The organism is Aeromonas sp. Marseille-Q7275, from assembly GCF_965119515.1.
Window position 1 is genome coordinate 163,404 of the sequence record NZ_CBCPLW010000001.1, and the last position, 19,458, is coordinate 182,861.

17 protein-coding genes are annotated in these 19,458 nt (G+C 60.8%); 16 read left to right on the forward strand and 1 reads right to left on the reverse strand.

What is annotated here, in order from left to right:
* Positions 1 to 81: 81 nt before the first annotated feature.
* On the reverse strand, positions 82 to 870 hold the full coding sequence (map, locus tag ACWPWQ_RS00785; RefSeq protein WP_454008774.1) for a type I methionyl aminopeptidase: 789 nt from the start codon (positions 868 to 870) through the stop codon (positions 82 to 84).
* 358 nt (positions 871 to 1,228) lie between these two features.
* Between map and rpsB the strand changes: the two genes are divergently transcribed.
* The 16 genes from rpsB (at position 1,229) to dnaE (ending at position 19,449) form a co-directional block, all read left to right on the forward strand.
* On the forward strand, positions 1,229 to 1,957 hold the full coding sequence (rpsB, locus tag ACWPWQ_RS00790) for a 30S ribosomal protein S2 (RefSeq protein ID WP_025327917.1): 729 nt from the start codon (positions 1,229 to 1,231) through the stop codon (positions 1,955 to 1,957).
* A 104-nt stretch (positions 1,958 to 2,061) separates the two neighbouring features.
* Positions 2,062 to 2,943, forward strand: coding sequence for a translation elongation factor Ts (gene tsf / locus ACWPWQ_RS00795; protein ID WP_139436558.1), 882 nt, complete (start codon positions 2,062 to 2,064; stop codon positions 2,941 to 2,943).
* A 71-nt stretch (positions 2,944 to 3,014) separates the two neighbouring features.
* Positions 3,015 to 3,749 (forward strand): UMP kinase, encoded by a 735-nt coding sequence (gene pyrH / locus ACWPWQ_RS00800; protein ID WP_025327915.1) that lies wholly within the window; start codon positions 3,015 to 3,017, stop codon positions 3,747 to 3,749.
* Positions 3,750 to 3,845: 96 nt separating this feature from the next.
* On the forward strand, positions 3,846 to 4,403 hold the full coding sequence (gene frr, locus ACWPWQ_RS00805; protein ID WP_139436556.1) for a ribosome recycling factor: 558 nt from the start codon (positions 3,846 to 3,848) through the stop codon (positions 4,401 to 4,403).
* A 72-nt stretch (positions 4,404 to 4,475) separates the two neighbouring features.
* Entirely contained in the window at positions 4,476 to 5,252 is a 777-nt protein-coding gene (gene uppS, locus ACWPWQ_RS00810) for a polyprenyl diphosphate synthase (RefSeq protein WP_139436553.1), read from the forward strand.
* 27 nt (positions 5,253 to 5,279) lie between these two features.
* Positions 5,280 to 6,137 (forward strand): phosphatidate cytidylyltransferase, encoded by an 858-nt coding sequence (locus ACWPWQ_RS00815; RefSeq protein WP_041206258.1) that lies wholly within the window; start codon positions 5,280 to 5,282, stop codon positions 6,135 to 6,137.
* Positions 6,137 to 7,333 (forward strand): 1-deoxy-D-xylulose-5-phosphate reductoisomerase, encoded by a 1,197-nt coding sequence (gene ispC / locus ACWPWQ_RS00820; protein WP_139436551.1) that lies wholly within the window; start codon positions 6,137 to 6,139, stop codon positions 7,331 to 7,333. Before ACWPWQ_RS00815 ends, ispC begins: the two co-directional genes overlap by 1 nt.
* A 64-nt stretch (positions 7,334 to 7,397) precedes the next feature.
* A complete protein-coding gene (rseP, locus tag ACWPWQ_RS00825; protein ID WP_202046938.1) occupies positions 7,398 to 8,750 on the forward strand; it encodes a sigma E protease regulator RseP in 1,353 nt (450 codons plus the stop codon).
* 34 nt (positions 8,751 to 8,784) lie between these two features.
* Positions 8,785 to 11,208 (forward strand): outer membrane protein assembly factor BamA, encoded by a 2,424-nt coding sequence (gene bamA, locus ACWPWQ_RS00830; protein ID WP_454008775.1) that lies wholly within the window; start codon positions 8,785 to 8,787, stop codon positions 11,206 to 11,208.
* Between the two features lie 142 nt (positions 11,209 to 11,350).
* A complete protein-coding gene (locus ACWPWQ_RS00835; protein WP_139436545.1) occupies positions 11,351 to 11,863 on the forward strand; it encodes an OmpH family outer membrane protein in 513 nt (170 codons plus the stop codon).
* 3 nt (positions 11,864 to 11,866) lie between these two features.
* A complete protein-coding gene (gene lpxD, locus ACWPWQ_RS00840) occupies positions 11,867 to 12,886 on the forward strand; it encodes a UDP-3-O-(3-hydroxymyristoyl)glucosamine N-acyltransferase (protein ID WP_454008776.1) in 1,020 nt (339 codons plus the stop codon).
* Positions 12,887 to 12,910: 24 nt separating this feature from the next.
* Positions 12,911 to 13,372 carry a 3-hydroxyacyl-ACP dehydratase FabZ gene (gene fabZ / locus ACWPWQ_RS00845; RefSeq protein WP_041206255.1) on the forward strand — a complete coding sequence of 154 codons (462 nt, stop codon included), beginning with the start codon at positions 12,911 to 12,913 and terminating at the stop codon, positions 13,370 to 13,372.
* A 2-nt stretch (positions 13,373 to 13,374) separates the two neighbouring features.
* Positions 13,375 to 14,166, forward strand: coding sequence for an acyl-ACP--UDP-N-acetylglucosamine O-acyltransferase (gene lpxA / locus ACWPWQ_RS00850; protein WP_454008777.1), 792 nt, complete (start codon positions 13,375 to 13,377; stop codon positions 14,164 to 14,166).
* Positions 14,159 to 15,298 (forward strand): lipid-A-disaccharide synthase, encoded by a 1,140-nt coding sequence (gene lpxB, locus ACWPWQ_RS00855; protein WP_139436539.1) that lies wholly within the window; start codon positions 14,159 to 14,161, stop codon positions 15,296 to 15,298. The genes lpxA and lpxB overlap by 8 nt, the downstream gene beginning before the upstream one ends.
* 80 nt (positions 15,299 to 15,378) lie before the next feature.
* Entirely contained in the window at positions 15,379 to 15,969 is a 591-nt protein-coding gene (rnhB, locus tag ACWPWQ_RS00860; protein ID WP_454008778.1) for a ribonuclease HII, read from the forward strand.
* Positions 15,970 to 19,449, forward strand: coding sequence for a DNA polymerase III subunit alpha (gene dnaE, locus ACWPWQ_RS00865; protein ID WP_454008779.1), 3,480 nt, complete (start codon positions 15,970 to 15,972; stop codon positions 19,447 to 19,449).
* Positions 19,450 to 19,458: the final 9 nt, after the last annotated feature.

Below are 19,458 nucleotides of genomic sequence, written 5' to 3' on the forward strand. Positions count from 1 at the left end.
CTCACACACAAGTGGCAGGCAAACGGCTGGAACGGGCAGTAAAAACCCCGGCGCTTTTGAGGTCAGGGCCGGGGTTCGATGTTAGCTGTGTTTGATGACGCGGTCGATAGTGTCGTCGGGGCGCAGGGTGAGCACCTCGCAGCCATCCTCGGTGACCAGCAGGGTGTGTTCCCACTGGGCGGAGTCGCCGCCATCCTTGGTGGTGACAGTCCAGCCATCCTTGGGGTTGATGCGGCAGTGGTACTTCTTGCTGTTGACCATGGGCTCTATGGTGAAGCACATGCCCGGTTTGAGCTCCAGCTTGCCGCCATTGCGGTAGTGGAGGATCTGCGGCTCCTCGTGGAACTCGCTGCCGATGCCGTGGCCGCAGTAGTCACGTACCACGGAGAAGCCGGCCTGCTCGACGATGGGCTGGATCACGGCGCCGATCTCGGTGATGCACATGCCGGGACGCACCCGCTTGATGGCGGCGTACAGGCTCTCTTGCGCCACCTTGCACAGCTGGCGACGCAGGGGGGTGGTCTGGCCTACGATGAACATGGCGGAGGTGTCGCCGTGGTAGCCATCCTTGATGACGGTGATGTCCAGGTTGATGATGTCCCCTTCCCGCAGCTTCTTGTGATTGGGGATGCCGTGGCAGATCACATCATTGACCGAGGTGCAGATGGATTTGGGGAAGCCGTGATAGTTGAGCGGCGCGGGGATGGCCTGCTGTACCTCGATGATATGGTTGTGGCACAGGGTGTTCAGCTCGTCAGTGGTGACGCCAGCCTTGACATGGGGGGCGATCATGACCAGCACATCGGCGGCCAGCTGGCCGGCAATGCGCATCTTTTCAATCTCTTCCGGTGTCTTGATTTTAATGGACATGGGATCTCTCTTGGGGCCTGACTGCGCATCCTGCCGATGCCCAACAATCAGGTAATGAAAAATAGATGCGTTTGCAATCAGGGCAAAATTTTATCCCCAACCCCCGTTTACTTCCAGTGTGATCGTCATCGCAACGTCATCCAGCGGTCGCAGCCCTCGCCGGGATCCATTTTTAGCGGCCCAGCTGGTGGTGTCCTGACCAAAGTTATGGTATAAAGCGCGCCGGAATGGGGAACTTGTGCCCCCTTCCATCACCCTTACTCAATAACACACACACATCGACACCTGTACCGGGGTGCCCCTTTGGGGTCGGTTACATGGGATGTGTGGAGGCCTAACCCCAATACAGAGGTATAAAATGGCTAAAGTTTCTATGCGCGACATGCTGCAAGCCGGCGTTCACTTCGGTCACCAGACTCGTTACTGGAACCCGAAAATGAAGTCCTACATCTTCGGCGCCCGCAGCAAGGTTCACATCATCAACCTGGAAAAAACCGTTCCGATGTTTGACGATGCCATGAACTTCATCAGCTCCGTAGCTGCCAAGAAGGGCAAGGTCCTGTTTGTAGGTACCAAGCGTGCCGCGTCTGAAGCCGTAAAAGAAGCCGCTGAGCGTTGCGACCAGTTCTATGTTAACCACCGCTGGCTGGGCGGCATGCTGACCAACTGGAAAACCGTTCGTCAGTCCATCAAGCGCCTGAAAGATCTGGAAACCCAGAGCCAAGACGGTACCTTCGACAAGCTGACCAAGAAAGAGGCGCTGATGCGTACTCGCGAAATGGACAAGCTGGAGAAGAGCCTGGGTGGTATCAAGAACATGGGCGGCCTGCCTGACGTTCTGTTCGTTGTCGATGCCGACCACGAGCACATCGCTATCAAAGAAGCCAATAACCTGGGTATCCCGGTAGTTTCCATCGTTGATACCAACTCCAACCCGGACGGCGTTGACTATGTCATCCCGGGTAACGACGACGCTATCCGTGCCGTACAGCTGTACCTGAATGCTGCTGCTGACACCGTACTGGAAGCTCGCGCTCAGGACATCGTTGTTCAAGCCGAACAAGATGGCTTCGTTGAAGCTGAGTAATTGATAAGGACTGTAAAGCCCTTATTAACCAAGCTGATGTAATTGGTTAGCAGGGGCCCTTGTGGCCCCTGTTTCTTGTCAATTCAAGACCGAGGATACTGGACATGGCTAACGTTACTGCCGCCCTGGTAAAAGAACTGCGCGAGCGCACCGCCGCTGGCATGATGGATTGCAAAAAAGCACTGGAAGAAGCCGCTGGCGACATCGAGCTGGCAATTGAGAACATGCGCAAATCCGGTCAGGCCAAGGCCGCCAAGAAAGCGGGCCGTATCGCCGCTGAAGGCGTGATCTTCGCTCGCACCGAAGGCAACGTTGCCGTCATGATCGAGCTGAACAGCGAAACCGACTTCGTCGCCAAAGACGCCAGCTTCATGGCCATGGGCCAGAAGATCGCCGACATCGCCGCGACCCAGAAAATTGCCGACATCGACGCCCTGAAGGCCGCCGATTTCGGTAACGGTGAGTCCGTTGAGCTGACCATCACCAACCTGATCGCCAAGATCGGTGAGAACATGAACCTGCGTCGCGTGATGCTGGTTGAAGGTGACAACCTGGGTACCTACGTACACGGTTCCCGTATCGGTGTTATCACCAAGCTGACCGGTGGTACTGCCGACCTGGCCAAAGATCTGGCCATGCACGTCGCTGCCAACAGCCCGCAGTTCGTCAAGCCTGAAGATGTGTCTGCTGAAGTCGTTGCCAAAGAGCGCGAAATCCAGATCGACATCGCCATCAACTCCGGCAAGCCGAAAGAGATCGCCGAGAAGATGGTTGAAGGCCGCATGAAGAAGTTCACCGGTGAGGTTTCCCTGACTGGTCAACCCTTCGTGAAGGACCCGTCCATCACCGTGGCCGAGCTGCTGAAGAAAGAAGGTGCTGACGTTGTCTCCTTCACCCGTTTCGAAGTGGGCGAAGGCATCGAGAAGCAAGAGACCGATTTCGCGGCTGAAGTTGCAGCCCAGATCGCGGCCGCTCAGAAGGCCTAATCGAACCGGTTTTTCCGTTTCCCCAGACCGCGACTTATGTCGCGGTCTTTATATGACCAGGAATCAGTGACATGAGTACCAATCCCAAGCCTGCATACAGACGTGTTCTTCTGAAGTTGAGTGGTGAAGCCCTGCAAGGATCCGAGGGTTTTGGCATTGATCCAGCGGTGCTGGAGCGGATGGCCCAAGAGATCAAAGAGCTGGTTGAGCTGGGTGTTCAGGTCGGTCTGGTCATTGGCGGCGGCAACCTGTTCCGTGGTGCCGGTCTTGCCAAGGCGGGCATGAACCGCGTGGTGGGTGACCACATGGGCATGCTGGCGACCGTCATGAACGGCCTGGCCATGCGTGATGCCCTGCATCGTGCTTATGTGAACGCCCGTCTGATGTCTGCCATCTCCCTGCAGGGTGTCTGCGATTCCTACAGCTGGGCCGAGGCCATCAGCCAGCTGCGCGCCGGCAAGGTGGTGATCTTCTCCGCCGGTACCGGCAACCCCTTCTTCACCACCGACTCCGCAGCCTGCCTGCGCGGCATCGAGATCGAAGCCGACGTGGTGCTCAAGGCTACCAAGGTCGATGGTGTGTTCACCGATGATCCGGTCAAGAACCCGGATGCAGTGCTCTATCAAGAACTGAGTTATGATGAAGTCCTTGAAAAAGAACTCAAAGTGATGGATCTTGCTGCTTTTACCCTGGCCCGCGACCACGATCTGCCGATCCGGGTGTTCAACATGAACAAACCGGGCGCCTTGCGTCGGGTTATCATGGGTGAGCCGGAAGGTACCCTGATCCACCACGTCAGCAAGTAAGACAAGCCTGAGCCGCCTGGCGCGCTTGTCCATTACGCCAGTAAACAAGATAGATACGGGCCGCATGCCGGCTCGTTCGCCAAAAGGAAAACCACTGTGATCAACGAGATTAAAAACGACGCCAAGGACCGCATGGCCAAGAGCGTAGAATCGCTCAAGACCCAGATGTCCAAGATCCGTACCGGCCGCGCTCACCCGAGCCTGCTCGACGGTATCCAGGTGGAGTATTACGGTGCCGCCACTCCTCTGAAACAGTTGGCTAACGTAGTGGCAGAAGATGCCCGCACCCTGTCCATCTCCATCTTCGATCGCTCCATGATCCAGGCGGTGGAAAAAGCCATCCTGACCTCCGATCTGGGCCTGAACCCGTCCAGCAACGGCCAGACCCTGCGTGTGCCGCTGCCCCCGCTGACCGAAGAGCGTCGCCGCGATCTGACCAAGATCGTCCGTGCCGAGGCCGAAGGCGCCCGGGTTGCCGTGCGCAACATCCGTCGCGATGCCAACGCAGACCTGAAGGCGCTGCTGAAGGACAAGGAGATCTCCGAGGATGACGACCGTCGTGCCCAGGAAGAGATCCAGAAACTGACCGACGCCTTCGTCAAGCTGGTGGATGAAGCCCTGGCCGCGAAGGAAAAGGAGCTAATGGAAATCTAAGCCTCCGACAGGTATATTACGAGCGCCGTGTAGTGCCCCTGCACGGCGCTTTTGTCTTTGTGGGAGAAATGAATGTCGCTTTTGGCAGCGCTAGGCGATAGCGCCAGCTCGTCCTTGCCTCGTCACGTCGCCATCATCATGGATGGCAATGGTCGCTGGGCTCAGAACCGTGGCAAGATGCGGGTCTCTGGCCACAAGGCGGGCGTGAAATCCGTGCGTGAGGCCGTGGCCTTTGCCGCCCGTGCCAAGATGGAGGCGCTGACCCTGTTCGCGTTCTCCAGTGAGAACTGGCGCCGCCCGGAAGGGGAGGTCAATGCCCTGATGGAGCTGTTCATGACGGTGCTTGGCCGCGAGGTGAACAAGTTGCACAGCAATGGCATTCGGCTCAAGGTGATCGGCGATACCGCCCGTTTCAGTGAACGGCTGCAGGCCAAGATCGCCAAGGCCGAGGCCCTGACCGCCGGCAACCAGGGACTGACCCTCAACATCGCCGCCAACTATGGCGGTCAGTGGGACATAGCCCAGGCGGCCCGCAAGCTGGCTCGCGCCGTGGCAGCGGGCGAGCTGGATGCGGAGGCGGTCGATGAAGAGGCACTGGCACGTCAGGTCTGCATGGCCGACCTGCCTCCGGTGGATCTGCTGATCCGCACCGGCGGGGATCATCGCATCAGCAATTTTGTGTTATGGCAGCTTGCTTATGCCGAGCTCTATTTTACCCCGGTCTTGTGGCCCGACTTTGACGAGGCCGAGTTCAGCGGGGCAGTTGCCTCCTTCGTTGCTCGCGAGCGTCGCTTCGGGTGTACGGGTGAACAGATACGGGAATTGATCGCCGCGCAACAGACCGGCTAAACCCCGCTCCCAAGAGAGAGGTTTCTTTTGCTAAAACAACGAATTATTACCGCATTACTGTTAGTACCCCTGGTGTTGGGGGCACTGTTTTTCCTGCCATTGAAATTCTTTGCCCTGCTCGCTGCCCTGGTCTTTCTGCTGGCCAGCCGTGAGTGGAGCGCCTTCGTCTCTGCCCAGCCGCAACAATGGTTGCCGCTGGTGTTCTGTCTGTTGCTCGGTGCCAGCCTGTTCTGGGTGCCCGTAGAGCAACTCTGGATCCCCCAGCTGCATCCGCTGGTGATGGGGGTGCTCTGGACCGCCATCAGCTGGTGGTTGCTCGGGCTGCTGCTGGTGCTGCGTTACCCCAGGAGCGCCAGGCTGTGGAAAGAGTCCGTCTGGCTCAAGTCCCTGTTCGGTCTGGTGACCCTGGTGCCCTTCTTCTGGTCCCTGGTGGCCATCCGTGGGTACAACTTCTATCACGACCCCATGATGGGGGCCTGGATCCTGCTGTTCGTGATGGGCCTGGTCTGGGCGGCAGATTCTGGCGCGTATTTTTTCGGCAAGGCGTTCGGCAAGCACAAGCTGGCCCCGGCCGTCAGCCCGGGTAAAACCATAGAGGGCATGCTGGGCGGCCTCTTTACCGCCAGCGTGCTGGCCATAGGCGTGACCTGGTTCATGGGCTTCGTGCCGGCCAAGATGGGGGTCGTGCTGCTCTGCTCCCTGCTGGCGGTGCTGGCGTCCGTGCTCGGCGACTTGACCGAAAGCATGTTCAAGCGGGAGGCCGGCATCAAGGATTCCGGTACCCTGCTGCCGGGCCACGGCGGCATCCTCGATCGCATCGACAGCCTGACGGCGGCCCTGCCCGTCTTCCTGCTCAGCTATCTGCTGCTCGGTCAGGAGTTCTGATGCGCAATCTGGTCATTCTGGGAGCCTCGGGCTCCATCGGTCAGAGCACCCTGAAAGTGCTGCGGCAGAATCCGGGGCGCTGGCAGGTGCTGGCGCTGACCGCGGCTCGCAGCGTGGACGCCATGGTGCGGGACTGTCTCGAATTCTCCCCCCGTTTCGCCGTCATGGTGGATGAGAAGGCCGCCAGCGATCTGGCTGGCCGGCTCAAGACCCACGGCTGCCCCACCCGGGTGCTCTGTGGCCAGGCTGCCCTGTGCGAAGTAGCCGCTCACCCTGACGCTCACAGCGTCATGGCGGCCATCGTCGGTGCGGCGGGTCTGGCACCCACCATGGCCGCGGTGCGTGCAGGCAAGCGGATCCTGCTGGCCAACAAGGAGGCTCTGGTGATGTCCGGCGCCTTCTTCATGGAGGCGGTGCGCCACCACGGCGCCGAGCTGCTGCCCATCGACAGCGAACACAATGCCATCTTCCAGTGCCTGCCCGAGGCGATTCAGCGCGAGCCTGGCTTCTGCGATCTGGCAGGGGCTGGCATCAGCAAGATACTGCTGACCGGCTCAGGCGGCCCCTTCCGCTATACCGACATCGACGAGCTGGCCAGGGTCACGCCGGCCCAGGCGGTGGCGCACCCCAACTGGTCCATGGGGGCCAAGATCTCGGTGGACTCCGCCACCATGATCAACAAGGGGCTGGAATACATAGAGGCGCGCTGGTTGTTCAACGCCCTCCCGGAGCAGATCCAGGTGGTGATCCACCCCCAGTCGGTGATCCACTCCATGGTGCAGTACAAGGACGGTTCAGTGCTGGCCCAGCTCGGCAACCCGGACATGTGTACCCCCATCGCCCACGCCCTGGCCTACCCGGCCAGGATTGAGTCCGGCGTGGAACCTTTGGATTTCTTCAGTGTCGGAGAGTTCAGCTTTATCCGCCCCGACTACGCCCGTTATCCCTGCCTGGCACTGGCCATGGCGGCCTGCCAGCAAGGGCAGGCGGCGACCACCTCTCTCAATGCCGCCAACGAGGAGGCCGTCGCGGCTTTTCTTGCAGAGCGCATTGGATTTATGGATATTGCCAGAGTCAACGAATCCATCATGACGACACTGGGCACCAGTGCCGCAGGTTCGCTGGAGGATCTGATTGCGCTGGATGGCAGGGCCCGTGCCCATGCCCAGCAACTGATAGAGGAGCTTGCTCGATGAACGGACTGTGGTGGCCAGCGGCCTCTCTCTACGCCTTCGGGAATGATGTCGAGGTGAAGCTCTGATGGGCGGTGTGTTGTGGAACATAGGCGCCTTCATCGTGGCCCTCGGGCTGCTGGTGGCGGTGCATGAATTTGGCCACTTCTGGGTAGCCCGCCGCTGCGGCGTCAAGGTCGAGCGTTTCTCCATCGGCTTTGGCAAGGCGATCTGGCGCCGCATTGGCAAGGATGGCACCGAGTATGTGCTGGCCCTGATCCCGCTCGGCGGTTACGTCAAGATGCTGGACGGCCGGGTCGATGAACTCAAGCCGGGGGAGGAGGCGCAGGCCTTCAACCACAAGAGTGTCTGGGCGCGGATGGCCATAGTCGCGGCCGGCCCCATGGCGAATTTCGTATTCGCCCTGTTCGCCTTCTGGCTGATGTTCATGATAGGGGTGCCGAGCGTCAAGCCGGTGGTCGGCGAGGTGCGCCCTGCGTCCATAGTGGCGACGGCGGGAGTCGAACCTGGCATGGAGATCGTCGGCGTCGGCGACGAGGCCACCGGAGACTGGGAGAGCGTGACCTATGCCCTCATCAGCCACCTGGGTGACAAGTCGGTACAGCTCAAGCTGAAGGCGCCTGGCGCCAGCTACGCCGTCGACAAGACGCTGATGCTGGACAGCTGGAGCTTCGACCCGGACAAGGAGTCCCCCATCGGCAGCCTGGGGATAGTCCCACTCGGCGGCAAGGTGTTGCCCGTGGTGCAGGCCATAGTGCCCTCAAGCGCCAGCGAGAAGGCGGGTCTGCAGGTGGGCGATCGCATCAAGGGCGTGGGTGATCAGGCGATCACCGAATGGACCGAGTTTGTTGAGAGGGTGCAGCAATCACCGGAGCAGCCACTGCAGGTGACGGTGGAGCGCGAGGGCAGCGATCTGACCCTGACCCTGACCCCGGATGTGAAAAAAGTACGGGGCCAGCTGGTCGGTTTCGTCGGCCTGTCGCCGCAACTGGTTCCATTACCGGATGAGTATCGAGTTCTGTTACAGTATGGGCCTTTGCAAGCCCTGTGGCATGGGGTCCAGAAGACCTGGAGCCTGATCACGCTGACCTTCGACATGATCGGCAAGCTGATCGGTGGCATCGTCTCCCTGGACAACCTGAGCGGCCCCATCTCCATCGCCAAGGGGGCTGGCAGCAGCGCAGATTACGGGTTGGTCTATTTCCTCGGTTTCCTGGCGCTTATCAGCGTCAACCTGGGGATCATCAATCTGTTCCCCCTGCCGGTGCTGGATGGGGGCCATTTGGTCTACTTCCTCATCGAGGCAGTCACCGGCAAGCCGGTACCAGAAAAAATTCAGGAAATTGGGTTCAGGATAGGCGCCGCCATTCTGATGTTACTGATGGGCATTGCGCTGTTTAATGATTTCGCTCGCCTCTGAGGCTAGAGCATCAACAAGGACACATAAGAACAAAATGGCTGTTAAAAAAGCATTGGTGTTGAGTTGCCTGCTGGGAGCCAGCTTCCTGGCTCAGGCGGCCCCTGCCTCTTTTGTGGTGCAAGACATTCAGGTCGAGGGTCTGCAGCGGGTGACCCTGGGCGCCGCCCTGTTGAATCTGCCGGTCCGGGTCGGTGACTCCGTGGACTCGGTGGCCCTGGCCAACGCCATCAAGAAGCTCTATGCCTCCGGCAACTTCGAGGACGTCAAGGTCTATCGTGACGGCCAGGTGCTGCAAGTCGTGGTGAAGGAACGCCCGACCATCTCCAGCATCGAGTTTTCCGGCAACAAGGACATCAAGGAGGAGCAGCTGACCCAGAGCCTGGAGTCCTCCGGCATTCGCGTCGGTGATCCCCTGGATCGCACCGTGCTGAGCTCCCTCGAGAAGGGACTGGAAGATTTCTACTACGGCGTGGGCAAGTATTCCGCCAAGGTCAAGGCCATCGTCACCCCGCTGCCCCGCAACCGGGTCGACCTCAAGTTCACCTTCGTGGAAGGGGAAGCGGCCAAGATCCAGCAGATCAACATAGTCGGTAACCAGGTGTTCCCGGAAGAGAAACTGCTGGCCCAGCTCTCCTTGAAGGACGATGTGCCCTGGTGGAACTTCACCGGCGATCAGCGCTATCAGAAGCAGAAGCTGGCCGGTGACATCGAAGTGCTACGCTCCTACTACATGGACCGCGGCTACATCCGTTTCGCTCAGGAGTCCACCCAGGTCTCCATGACCCCGGACAAGAAGGGCGTCTACGTCACCCTGAACATCAAGGAAGGGGATCAGTACAAGGTCTCCGGCGTGCAGCTCAAGGGCGATCTCATCGACCGTGGCGGCGACATGAAGGGGCTCATCCCCATAGAGGCAGGCAGCGTCTACTCCGCCAGCCAGGTGACCCACACCGAAGAGGTGCTCTCCAAGTTCCTCGGCCGTTATGGCTACGCCTATCCCAAAGTGGTCACCTTCCCCCAGGTCAATGACCAGACCAAGGAAGTGGAGCTGATCGTCAACATAGAGCCGGGTCCCCGGGTCTATGTGCGCAACATCAACTTCAGCGGCAACGTCACCACCAAGGACGAAGTGCTGCGTCGCGAGATGCGTCAGATGGAAGGCACCTGGCTCTCCTCCGACAACGTCGAGCAGTCCAAGACCCGTCTCAACCGCCTCGGCTTCTTCGAGACCGCGGAAGTGGACACCAAGCGGGTGGCGGGCAGCGACGATCAGGTCGATCTGGACTTCAAGGTCAAGGAGCAGCCGGCAGGTTCCATCAATGCCGGCATCGGCTACGGTACCGAGTCTGGTCTGAGCCTGCAGGCGGGCCTGCAGCAAGACAACTTCATGGGGACCGGCAAGAAGATCGGCATCAACGCCAGCACCAACGACTACTCGAAGAACATCGATCTCAGCTACAACGATCCCTACTTCACCGTCGATGGGGTCAGCCTGGGCGGCCGCCTCTACTACAACAAGTTCAGTGCGGCCGATGCCAACATCGTCGACTACGAAAACACCACCATAGGCTTCCGTCTCTCCAGCGGTTTCCCGGTCAACGAGAACAACCGTCTCGACTTCAGCCTCGGCTACGAGAACAACAAGCTGTCCCAGCCCAACCCCTATGTGCAGGTGGATGAGTTCTGGAAGGTGTATCAGTCCAACCTGGACGGCGACAACCGCATGGTGTTCAACACCGTGGACGTCACCGCCGGCTGGACTCGCTCCACCCTCAACAAGGGTCAGTTCCCGACCGCCGGTGACCGTCAGCGGGTGAACGCCAAGGTGACTGTGCCTGGCATGGATCTGCAGTACTTCAAGCTCAACGCCGAAGACTCCCATTACTTCCCGTTTGATGCCGACCACCAGTGGGTCATGCTGGCCAAGGCCCGCGCCTCTTACGGCAATGGCTACGGCAGCAACGGTGACTACGACCACGTCCTGCCCTTCTTCGAGAACTACTACGCCGGTGGCTTCGACACCCTGCGCGGCTTCAAGAGCAACACCGTCGGTCCGAAGGCGCTCTACTACTACAACCTGGGCGGTAACGACGTGATCCAGGGCACCGACAGCTCTGTGGGGGGCAATGCCCTGGCGGTGGCCTCCCTCGAGATGATAGTGCCGACGCCGTTCGCGTCTGAAAGCTACCAGCCCCAGCTGCGGACCAGCTTCTTCATCGATGCCGGTACCGTGTGGGATACCACCTTCGAATATGGTCAGTACCAGAACCGTTGCTTCAGTGGCTGTAACTATCTGATGGACTATTCTGACCCCACCAATATCCGGATGTCGGCGGGTCTGTCACTGCAGTGGCTCTCCCCCATGGGACCCTTGGTGTTCGTGCTGGCGCAGCCGCTCAAGAAATACGAAGGGGACGATACCGAAGTCTTCTCCTTCAACATCGGCCGTACCTTCTAAAGGCGGGCCCGCCCCCACCAGGGGGTATTCAATGATGGGACGCGCAGCTTGCGTGCCTCACCAGGTAACAAGCCGGTCCCAGAGATCGCTTGCACAATCAGGTAAATCAGGTAGCCCTCGACCGAGGGACCAAGGAGTAAGTGTGAATAAAGCGTTGAAAGTAGCTGGTTTGAGTTTTGCACTGATGGCTGCCGGTATGGGCTCCGCCTGGGCTGAGACCAAGATCGCCGTGGTCGACATGGGCGAAGTCTTCCAAAAGCTGCCCCAGCGTGAAGCCGTGGCCAAGAAACTGAAGGGCGAGTTCGAGCCGCGCATGCGCGAGCTGCAGAAGCTGGAATCCGACGGTCAGGCTCTGGTCGAGAAGTTCAAGAAGGACGAAGCCTTCATGAGCAACGAGCAGAAGAAGCAGAACCAGGAGAAGCTGGCCAAGCTGCAGATGGAGTTCAACCAGAAGCGTCAGGCGTTCGAGCAGGACAACGGCCGTCGTCAGGCTGAAGAGCGCAACAAGATCCTGACCAAGGTTCAGGCTGCCATCGACGCCATCGCCAAGAGCAATGGTTACGATCTGGTGCTGGAGCGCAATGCTGCTCCCTATGCCGCCAGCAAGCTGGACATCTCCAGCCAGGTTATCTCTCAGGTAAGCAAGAGCAACTAATTGATGGCATTCACTCTCGCACAGCTGGCCCAGCAACTGGGGGCCGAGGTCCATGGGGATGGGACCCGGGAAATCCGCAAGGTAGCGACACTGGAAAAAGCCGGGGAGGGGGAGATTGCCTTCCTGTCCAACAAGAAGTACCGGCATTTCCTGGAGCAGAGCAAGGCGACTGCCGTGCTCATCACTGAGGCGGACCTGCCGTTTTGCCCCACCAATGCCCTGGTGCTCAAAGACCCCTATGTGGGCTTTGCCCGGGTAGCCCAACTGCTGGACACCACCCCGCAGCCGGCCACGGATATCCATCCGAGTGCCGTCATCGCGGCGGATGTGCAACTGGGCGAGAGAGTGGCCATCGGCGCCAATGCGGTCATCGAATCCGGCGTCGTGCTGGGGGATGATGTCCGCATCGGCCCGGGCTGTTTCGTTGGCAAGGATACCCGACTGGGAGCGCGCTCCCGGTTGTGGGCCAACGTCACCCTGTATCATAACGTGACCCTGGGCACGGATTGTCTGGTGCAAGCCGGCACCGTGATCGGGGCCGACGGTTTCGGTTATGCCAACGAGCGTGGCGAGTGGATCAAGATCCCCCAGCTCGGCGGCGTGGCCATAGGCAACCGGGTGGAAATCGGTGCCTGCACCACCATAGACCGCGGTGCCCTGGAAGACACCCGCATCGCGGACAACGTCATCATCGACAACCAGTGCCAGATCGCCCACAACGTCGAGATTGGCTACGGCACCGCCGTGGCGGGCTCGACCGTGATGGCCGGTAGTCTCAAGGTCGGCAAATACTGTATCATTGGCGGCGCTTCCGTCTTTAACGGGCACATGGAGATCTGCGACCAGGCCACCGTCACCGGTATGGCCATGGTGATGCGACCCATTACCGAGCCCGGAATCTACTCTTCAGGCATCCCCCTGCAAACCAATAAAGAGTGGCGCAAGACCGCCGCCCGGGTGATGCGTATCGAAGAGATGCACAAGCGGTTGAGCCGACTTGAGAAAAAGCTGGATCAAGAATAATCACGATTGGTATAGGGTACTGTTTTGACTACTGAAAAGAAAAGCCTGGGGATCCAGGAAATCATGGATCTGCTGCCCCACCGTTATCCGTTCCTGATGGTGGACAAGGTGGAAAATTACGAGATCAGCGATGAGCGCAAGACCCTGCGCGCCATCAAGAACGTCTCGTTCAACGAGCCGATCTTCCAGGGGCACTTCCCGGCCAAGCCGGTGTTCCCCGGCGTGCTGATCCTGGAAGCCATGGCCCAGGCGACCGGTATCCTGGCCTTTACCATGGTGGGCAAGCCGTCCCCCAACGAGCTCTATTACTTTGCCTCCATCGACAACGCCCGCTTCAAGCGTCCGGTCGGCCCTGGCGATCAGCTGGTGCTCGACGTAGAGTTTCTGAAGGAGCGTCGCGGCATCGCCAAGTTCACCGGCGTTGCCACAGTCGATGGTGAAATTGTCTGTACCGCCGAACTGATGTGCGCCAAACGCGAGGTGTAACCGTGATTGACCAGACTGCCATCATCCACGATACCGCCATCGTCCATGAGTCTGCCGTGATCGGCAAAGGGGTGGAAATCGGCCCCTTTACCGTCATCGGTGCCGAGGTGGAAATCGGTGACGACACCTGGGTGGGGTCCCACGTGGTGATCAAGGGCCCGACCAGGATCGGCCGTGGCAACAAGATCTTCCAGCACACCTCCATCGGTGAGGATTGCCAGGACAAGAAGTACGCTGGCGAGCGCACCTTCCTCGAGATCGGCGACAACAACGTGTTTCGCGAGAACTGCACCGTGCACCGCGGCACCACCCAGGATCAGAGCCTGACCAAGGTCGGCAGCGGCAACCTCTTCATGGTCAACGTGCACGTGGCCCATGACTGCATGATCGGTGACAACTGCATCTTCGCCAACAACGCGACCCTGGCTGGCCACGTTCACATCGGTGACTTCGTGATCTTCGGCGGTCTGTCTGCCATTCACCAGTTCGGCCGCGTCGGCTCCCACGCCTTCGTCGGTGGCTGCGCCGCCCTGAACAAGGACGTGCCGCCCTACGTGATGGCCGCCGGCAACTACGCCAAGCCGTTCGGGGTCAACTCCGAAGGGCTGCGTCGTCGCGGCTTCACGCCCGAAGCCATCTCGGCCGTCAAGCGTGCCTACAAGGAGATCTTCCGCTCCGGCAAGACCATCGAAGAGGTGCTGCCGGTACTGAGCGAGATGGCGGCCACCGAGCCGGCCGTCCAGCTCTATGTGGATTTCCTCAAGGGCAACGAGCGCGGGATCATCCGTGCCTAAGCCCATCCGCATCGGCATCGTCGCCGGAGAGACCTCCGGCGACATCCTGGCTGCCGGTCTGGTGCGCGAGCTGCTGGTTCGTTATCCCGATGCCCAGTTCGAAGGGATCGCCGGGCCGCGCATGCAGGCTCTGGGCGTCAAGGCCCTGTTCGAGATGGAAGAGCTTTCCGTCATGGGCATCAGCGAGGTACTGGGACGTCTGCCCCGGATCCTCCAGGTGCGCCGCGAGTTGCTGCGCCACTTCATTGCCAATCCCCCGGACATCTTCGTCGGGGTGGATGCACCGGATTTCAATATCGGGGTGGAGCTGAAACTGCGCCGCGCCGGTATCAAGACGGTCCACTACGTCAGCCCCTCGGTCTGGGCCTGGCGTCAGGGCCGCATTCACAAGATCAAGGCCGCCACCGACATGGTGCTCGCCTTCCTGCCGTTCGAGAAAGCCTTCTACGACCGCTTCGATGCCCCCTGCCGCTTCGTCGGGCACACCATGGCGGACGACATTCCCCTGGTGCCGGATCGGCAGGAGATGCGCGAGACCCTCGGCCTCGAGCCGGGCCGCCGCTGGCTGGCGGTGTTGCCGGGCAGCCGCAGCGCCGAGGTCGGCTTCATGTCCCCCGTCTTCCTCGAGGCCTGCAAGCACCTGACGGTGCACTGCCCGGATCTCGGCTTCATAGTGCCGCTGGTGAACGAGAAGCGGCGCGAGCAGTTCCTCGCCATCAAGGCCGAGGTGGCGCCGGATCTCGACATGGTGCTGCTGGACGGTCAGGGCCGTGAGGCCATGATTGCCGCCGACGTGGTGATGCTGGCGTCCGGCACGGCCGCGCTGGAGGCCATGCTGGTGAAGCGCCCCATGGTGGTGGGTTACAAGCTCAAGCCGCTGAGCTACTGGCTCGCCCAGTGGCTGGTGAAGACGGAGTACGTCTCCCTGCCGAATCTGCTGGCAGACAGGATGCTGGTGCCCGAGCTCATCCAGCATGAGTGCACTGCGGCCAATCTGGTGGAAGAGGTCAGCAAGCTGCTGGAGCACGACAACAGCGAGCTCATCGCCACCTTCACCAAGTTGCACCAGAAGATCCGCTGCAACGCCGATGTGCAGGCCGCCGAGGCGGTGGCCGAGCTGCTCGACAGTTAGGGTGGCTGGCGGCGCGCTGTTGGCGTTATGTTGTGCTGATACTGGCCCTGCGGGGCCGGTTTTGATTCAAGGCCTGTGATATGACGATCGATATTCCACAAGACAAGCGGGTTGCCGGGGTTGACGAGGTGGGCCGTGGCCCCCTGGTGGGTGACGTGGTCACCGCCGCGGTGATCCTGGATCCCGCCAATCCCATCCTTGGCCTCGCCGATTCCAAGAAGCTCTCCGAGAAGAAGCGCCTCGCCCTGTTTGATGAAATCAAGGCAAAGGCCCTGGCCTGGTCCATCGGCCGTGCCACCCCGGCGGAGATCGACGAGCTCAACATACTGCACGCCACCATGCTGGCCATGCAGCGCGCCGTGGCGGGCTTGTCCATCACCCCCGAGCTGGTCTTTATCGACGGCAACCGCTGTCCAAGTTTGCCGATGGAGGCCCGTGCCGTGGTCAAAGGGGACAGCCTGGTGGCCGCCATCAGCGCCGCCTCCATCCTCGCCAAGGTGACCCGCGACGCCGAGATGACCGAGCTTGACGGCCGTCATCCCGAGTACGGTTTCGCCCGCCACAAGGGCTATCCCACTGCCGAACACCTCGCCATATTGGCCGAGCGCGGCCCCCTGCCCGAATATCGGCAGAGCTTCAAACCGGTGCGCCGGGCGCTGGGGATCGAATAGATGGCCGATCCTCGCTTCGTCCACCTGCGAGTCCACTCCGACTTCTCCATGGTCGATGGCCTGCAGAAAATCGGCCCCATCGTCTCGGCGGCCGCGGCCAACAACATGCCGGCCCTGGCCCTGACCGACCAGATGAACATGTGCGGCCTGGTACGCTTCTATGGCTCGGCCCACGGCAAGGGGATCAAACCCCTTGTCGGGGCGGACTTCTGGGTGCAGAGCGAGGAGCTCGGCGACGAGCAGTTCCGCCTCACCCTGCTCGCCATGGACAACGACGGCTACCAGAACATCACCTTGCTCATCTCCCGCGGCTACCAGCGCGGGCACGTGCAGGGGCGGCCTGTCATCGACAAGGGCTGGCTGGTCGAGCACGCCAAGGGGGTGATAGTGCTCTCCGGTGGTCGCGAGGGGGATCTCGGCAAGTTCCTGCTCAAGGGCAACCGCCAGATGGTGGAGCAGAGCCTCGCCTTCTACCGGACTCACTTCCCGGATGCCTACTATCTGGAGCTGCTGCGTACCGGCCGCCCGGACGAGGAGGTCTACCTGCACATGGCGGTGGCCATCGCCGCCGAGTTCGAGTTGCCGGTAGTGGCCACCAACGAGGTGGTGTTCCTCGGGGCCGACGACTTCGATGCCCACGAGATCCGGGTCGCCATCCACGACGGCTACACCCTGATGGACAAGCGCCGTCCGCGCCGTTACAGCCCGCAGCAGTACCTGCGCAGTCAGGAAGAAATGTGCGAGCTGTTTGCCGACATCCCGGAGGCGCTGGAGAACACGGTGGAGATCGCCAAGCGCTGCAACGTGACGGTGCGACTGGGGGAGTACTTCCTGCCGAACTTCCCGACCGGCGACATGACCACCGAAGATTTCCTGGTGATGAAGTCCAAGGAGGGGTTGGAAGACCGCCTGGCCTTCCTGTTCCCGGATCCGCAAGTCCGCGCCGCCAAGCGTGGCGAGTATGACGAGCGCCTCGACATCGAGCTCAAGGTGATCAACCAGATGGGCTTCCCGGGTTACTTCCTCATCGTGATGGAGTTTATCCAGTGGTCCAAGGACAACGGCATCCCGGTCGGCCCGGGCCGGGGCTCGGGCGCGGGGTCGCTGGTGGCCTACGCCCTCAAGATCACCGATCTGGATCCCCTCGAATTTGATCTGCTGTTCGAACGTTTCCTGAACCCCGAGCGGGTCTCCATGCCCGACTTCGACGTCGATTTCTGCATGGACAGACGGGACGAGGTGATCGACCACGTCTCCGAGATGTATGGCCGGGAGGCGGTGTCCCAGATCATCACCTTCGGCAGCATGGCGGCCAAGGCGGTGGTGCGGGACGTGGGCCGGGTGCTGGGCCACGCCTATGGCTTCGTGGATCGCATCTCCAAGCTCATTCCGCCGGATCCGGGCATGACGCTCGCCAAGGCGTTCGAGGCCGAGCCCAAGCTGCCGGAGCTCTACGAGCAGGACGAGGAGGTCAAGGACCTCATCGACATGGCGCGCCGACTGGAAGGTGTGGTGCGCAACGCCGGCAAACACGCCGGTGGTGTGGTGATAGCCCCCACCAAAATCACCGACTTCGCGCCGCTCTACTGCGACGATTCCGGCCACCACCCGGTGACCCAGTTCGACAAGAACGATGTGGAGTACGCCGGCCTGGTGAAGTTCGACTTCCTGGGGCTTCGAACCCTCACCATCATCGACTGGGCCCTCGGCATGATCAACCCGCGCCTGGCCAAGGAGGGCAAGCCGCCGGTCGACATCGCCGCCATCCCCATCGACGACAAGAAGTCGTTCGCGCTGTTGCAGCGCTTCGAGACCACGGCGGTATTCCAGCTCGAATCCCGCGGCATGAAGGATCTCATCAAGCGGCTGCAGCCCGACTGCTTCGAAGACATGATCGCCCTGGTGGCCCTGTTCCGTCCGGGCCCGCTGCAGTCCGGCATGGTGGACAACTTCATCGAGCGCAAGCACGGCAAGGAGGCCATCTCCTACCCGGACGAGAAGTGGCAGCACGAGAGCCTCAAGCCCATACTCGAGCCCACCTACGGCATCATCCTCTACCAGGAGCAGGTGATGCAGATAGCCCAGACCCTGGCGGGTTACACGCTGGGGGGCGCGGACATGCTGCGCCGGGCCATGGGCAAGAAGAAACCCGAGGAGATGGCCAAGCAGCGGGCCGGTTTCGAGGAGGGCGCCATCAAGAACGGCGTCGACGGCGAACTGGCGATGAAGATCTTCGATCTGGTGGAGAAGTTTGCGGGCTACGGCTTCAACAAGTCCCACTCCGCCGCCTATGCGCTGGTCTCCTACCAGACCCTCTGGCTCAAGACCCACTTCCCGGCCGAGTTCATGGCGGCGGTGATGACCGCCGACATGGACAACACCGACAAGATAGTGACGCTGGTGGACGAGTGTCAGCGGATGGGGCTGACCGTCATACCCCCTGACGTGAACACCGGCCGCTATCGCTTCTCGGTCAACGAAGATGGCCACATCGTCTACGGAATCGGCGCGGTGAAAGGGGTCGGCGAGGGCCCCATAGATGCGATTCTCAGCGCGCGGGATCAGGACGGCCCCTTCCGGGATCTGTTCGACTTCTGCAACCGGGTCGACATCAAGAAGCTCAACAAGCGGGTGATGGAAAAACTCATCCTCTCCGGCGCCATGGACCGACTGGGCCCGCACCGCGCCGCCCTGATGGCGACGCTGGAAGAAGCGATGCGCGCCGCCGAGCAGCACGCCAAGGCCCAGGCGGTGGGGCAGGTCGACATGTTTGGGGTGCTCACCGAGGAGATAGACGACGTCAAGAAGGCGTTCGCCAACGTGCCGCACTGGCCCGACAAGGTGTGGCTGGAAGGGGAGCGGGAGACCCTCGGGCTCTACCTGACCGGCCACCCCATCAACCAGTACAGCGGCGAGCTGCGTCGCTACACCTCGGGCCGGCTGTGCGATCTGCATCCCACCTCCCGGGACACAGTGACCACGGCGGCGGGGCTGGTGATCGCGGCCCGTAGCATGGTGACCAAGCGCGGCAACAAGATGGGGATCTTCACCCTGGACGACAGATCCGGCCGTCTGGATGTGACCCTCTTCAGTGAAGCGCTGGAAAAATACGAAGAATTGATGCAAAAAGACCGTATTTTAGTGGTTTCTGGACAGGTCAGCTTTGATGACTTCTCCGGTGGCCTTAAAATGTCGGCCCGCGAATTGCTGGATATCAACGATGCGAGGGAGCGTTTCGCCAGGGCGATCCGCATTTCCCTCGATGAACAACGCATTGACGAACGCTTTTTCCCGCGTTTGTGCGAGATTTTGGAGCCCGCCCGTGCCGGAGTCTGTCCGGTTCAGGTAAACTATCGTCGGCCCGGCTCCCGGGCGCGATTGACGCTCGGTACCGAGTGGCGGGTGACGCCCACCGATCAACTGATAGATGACTTGCGAGTCCTGCTTGGACGAGAGCGGGTTGAATTGGTTTTTGATTAGAGGATCTAT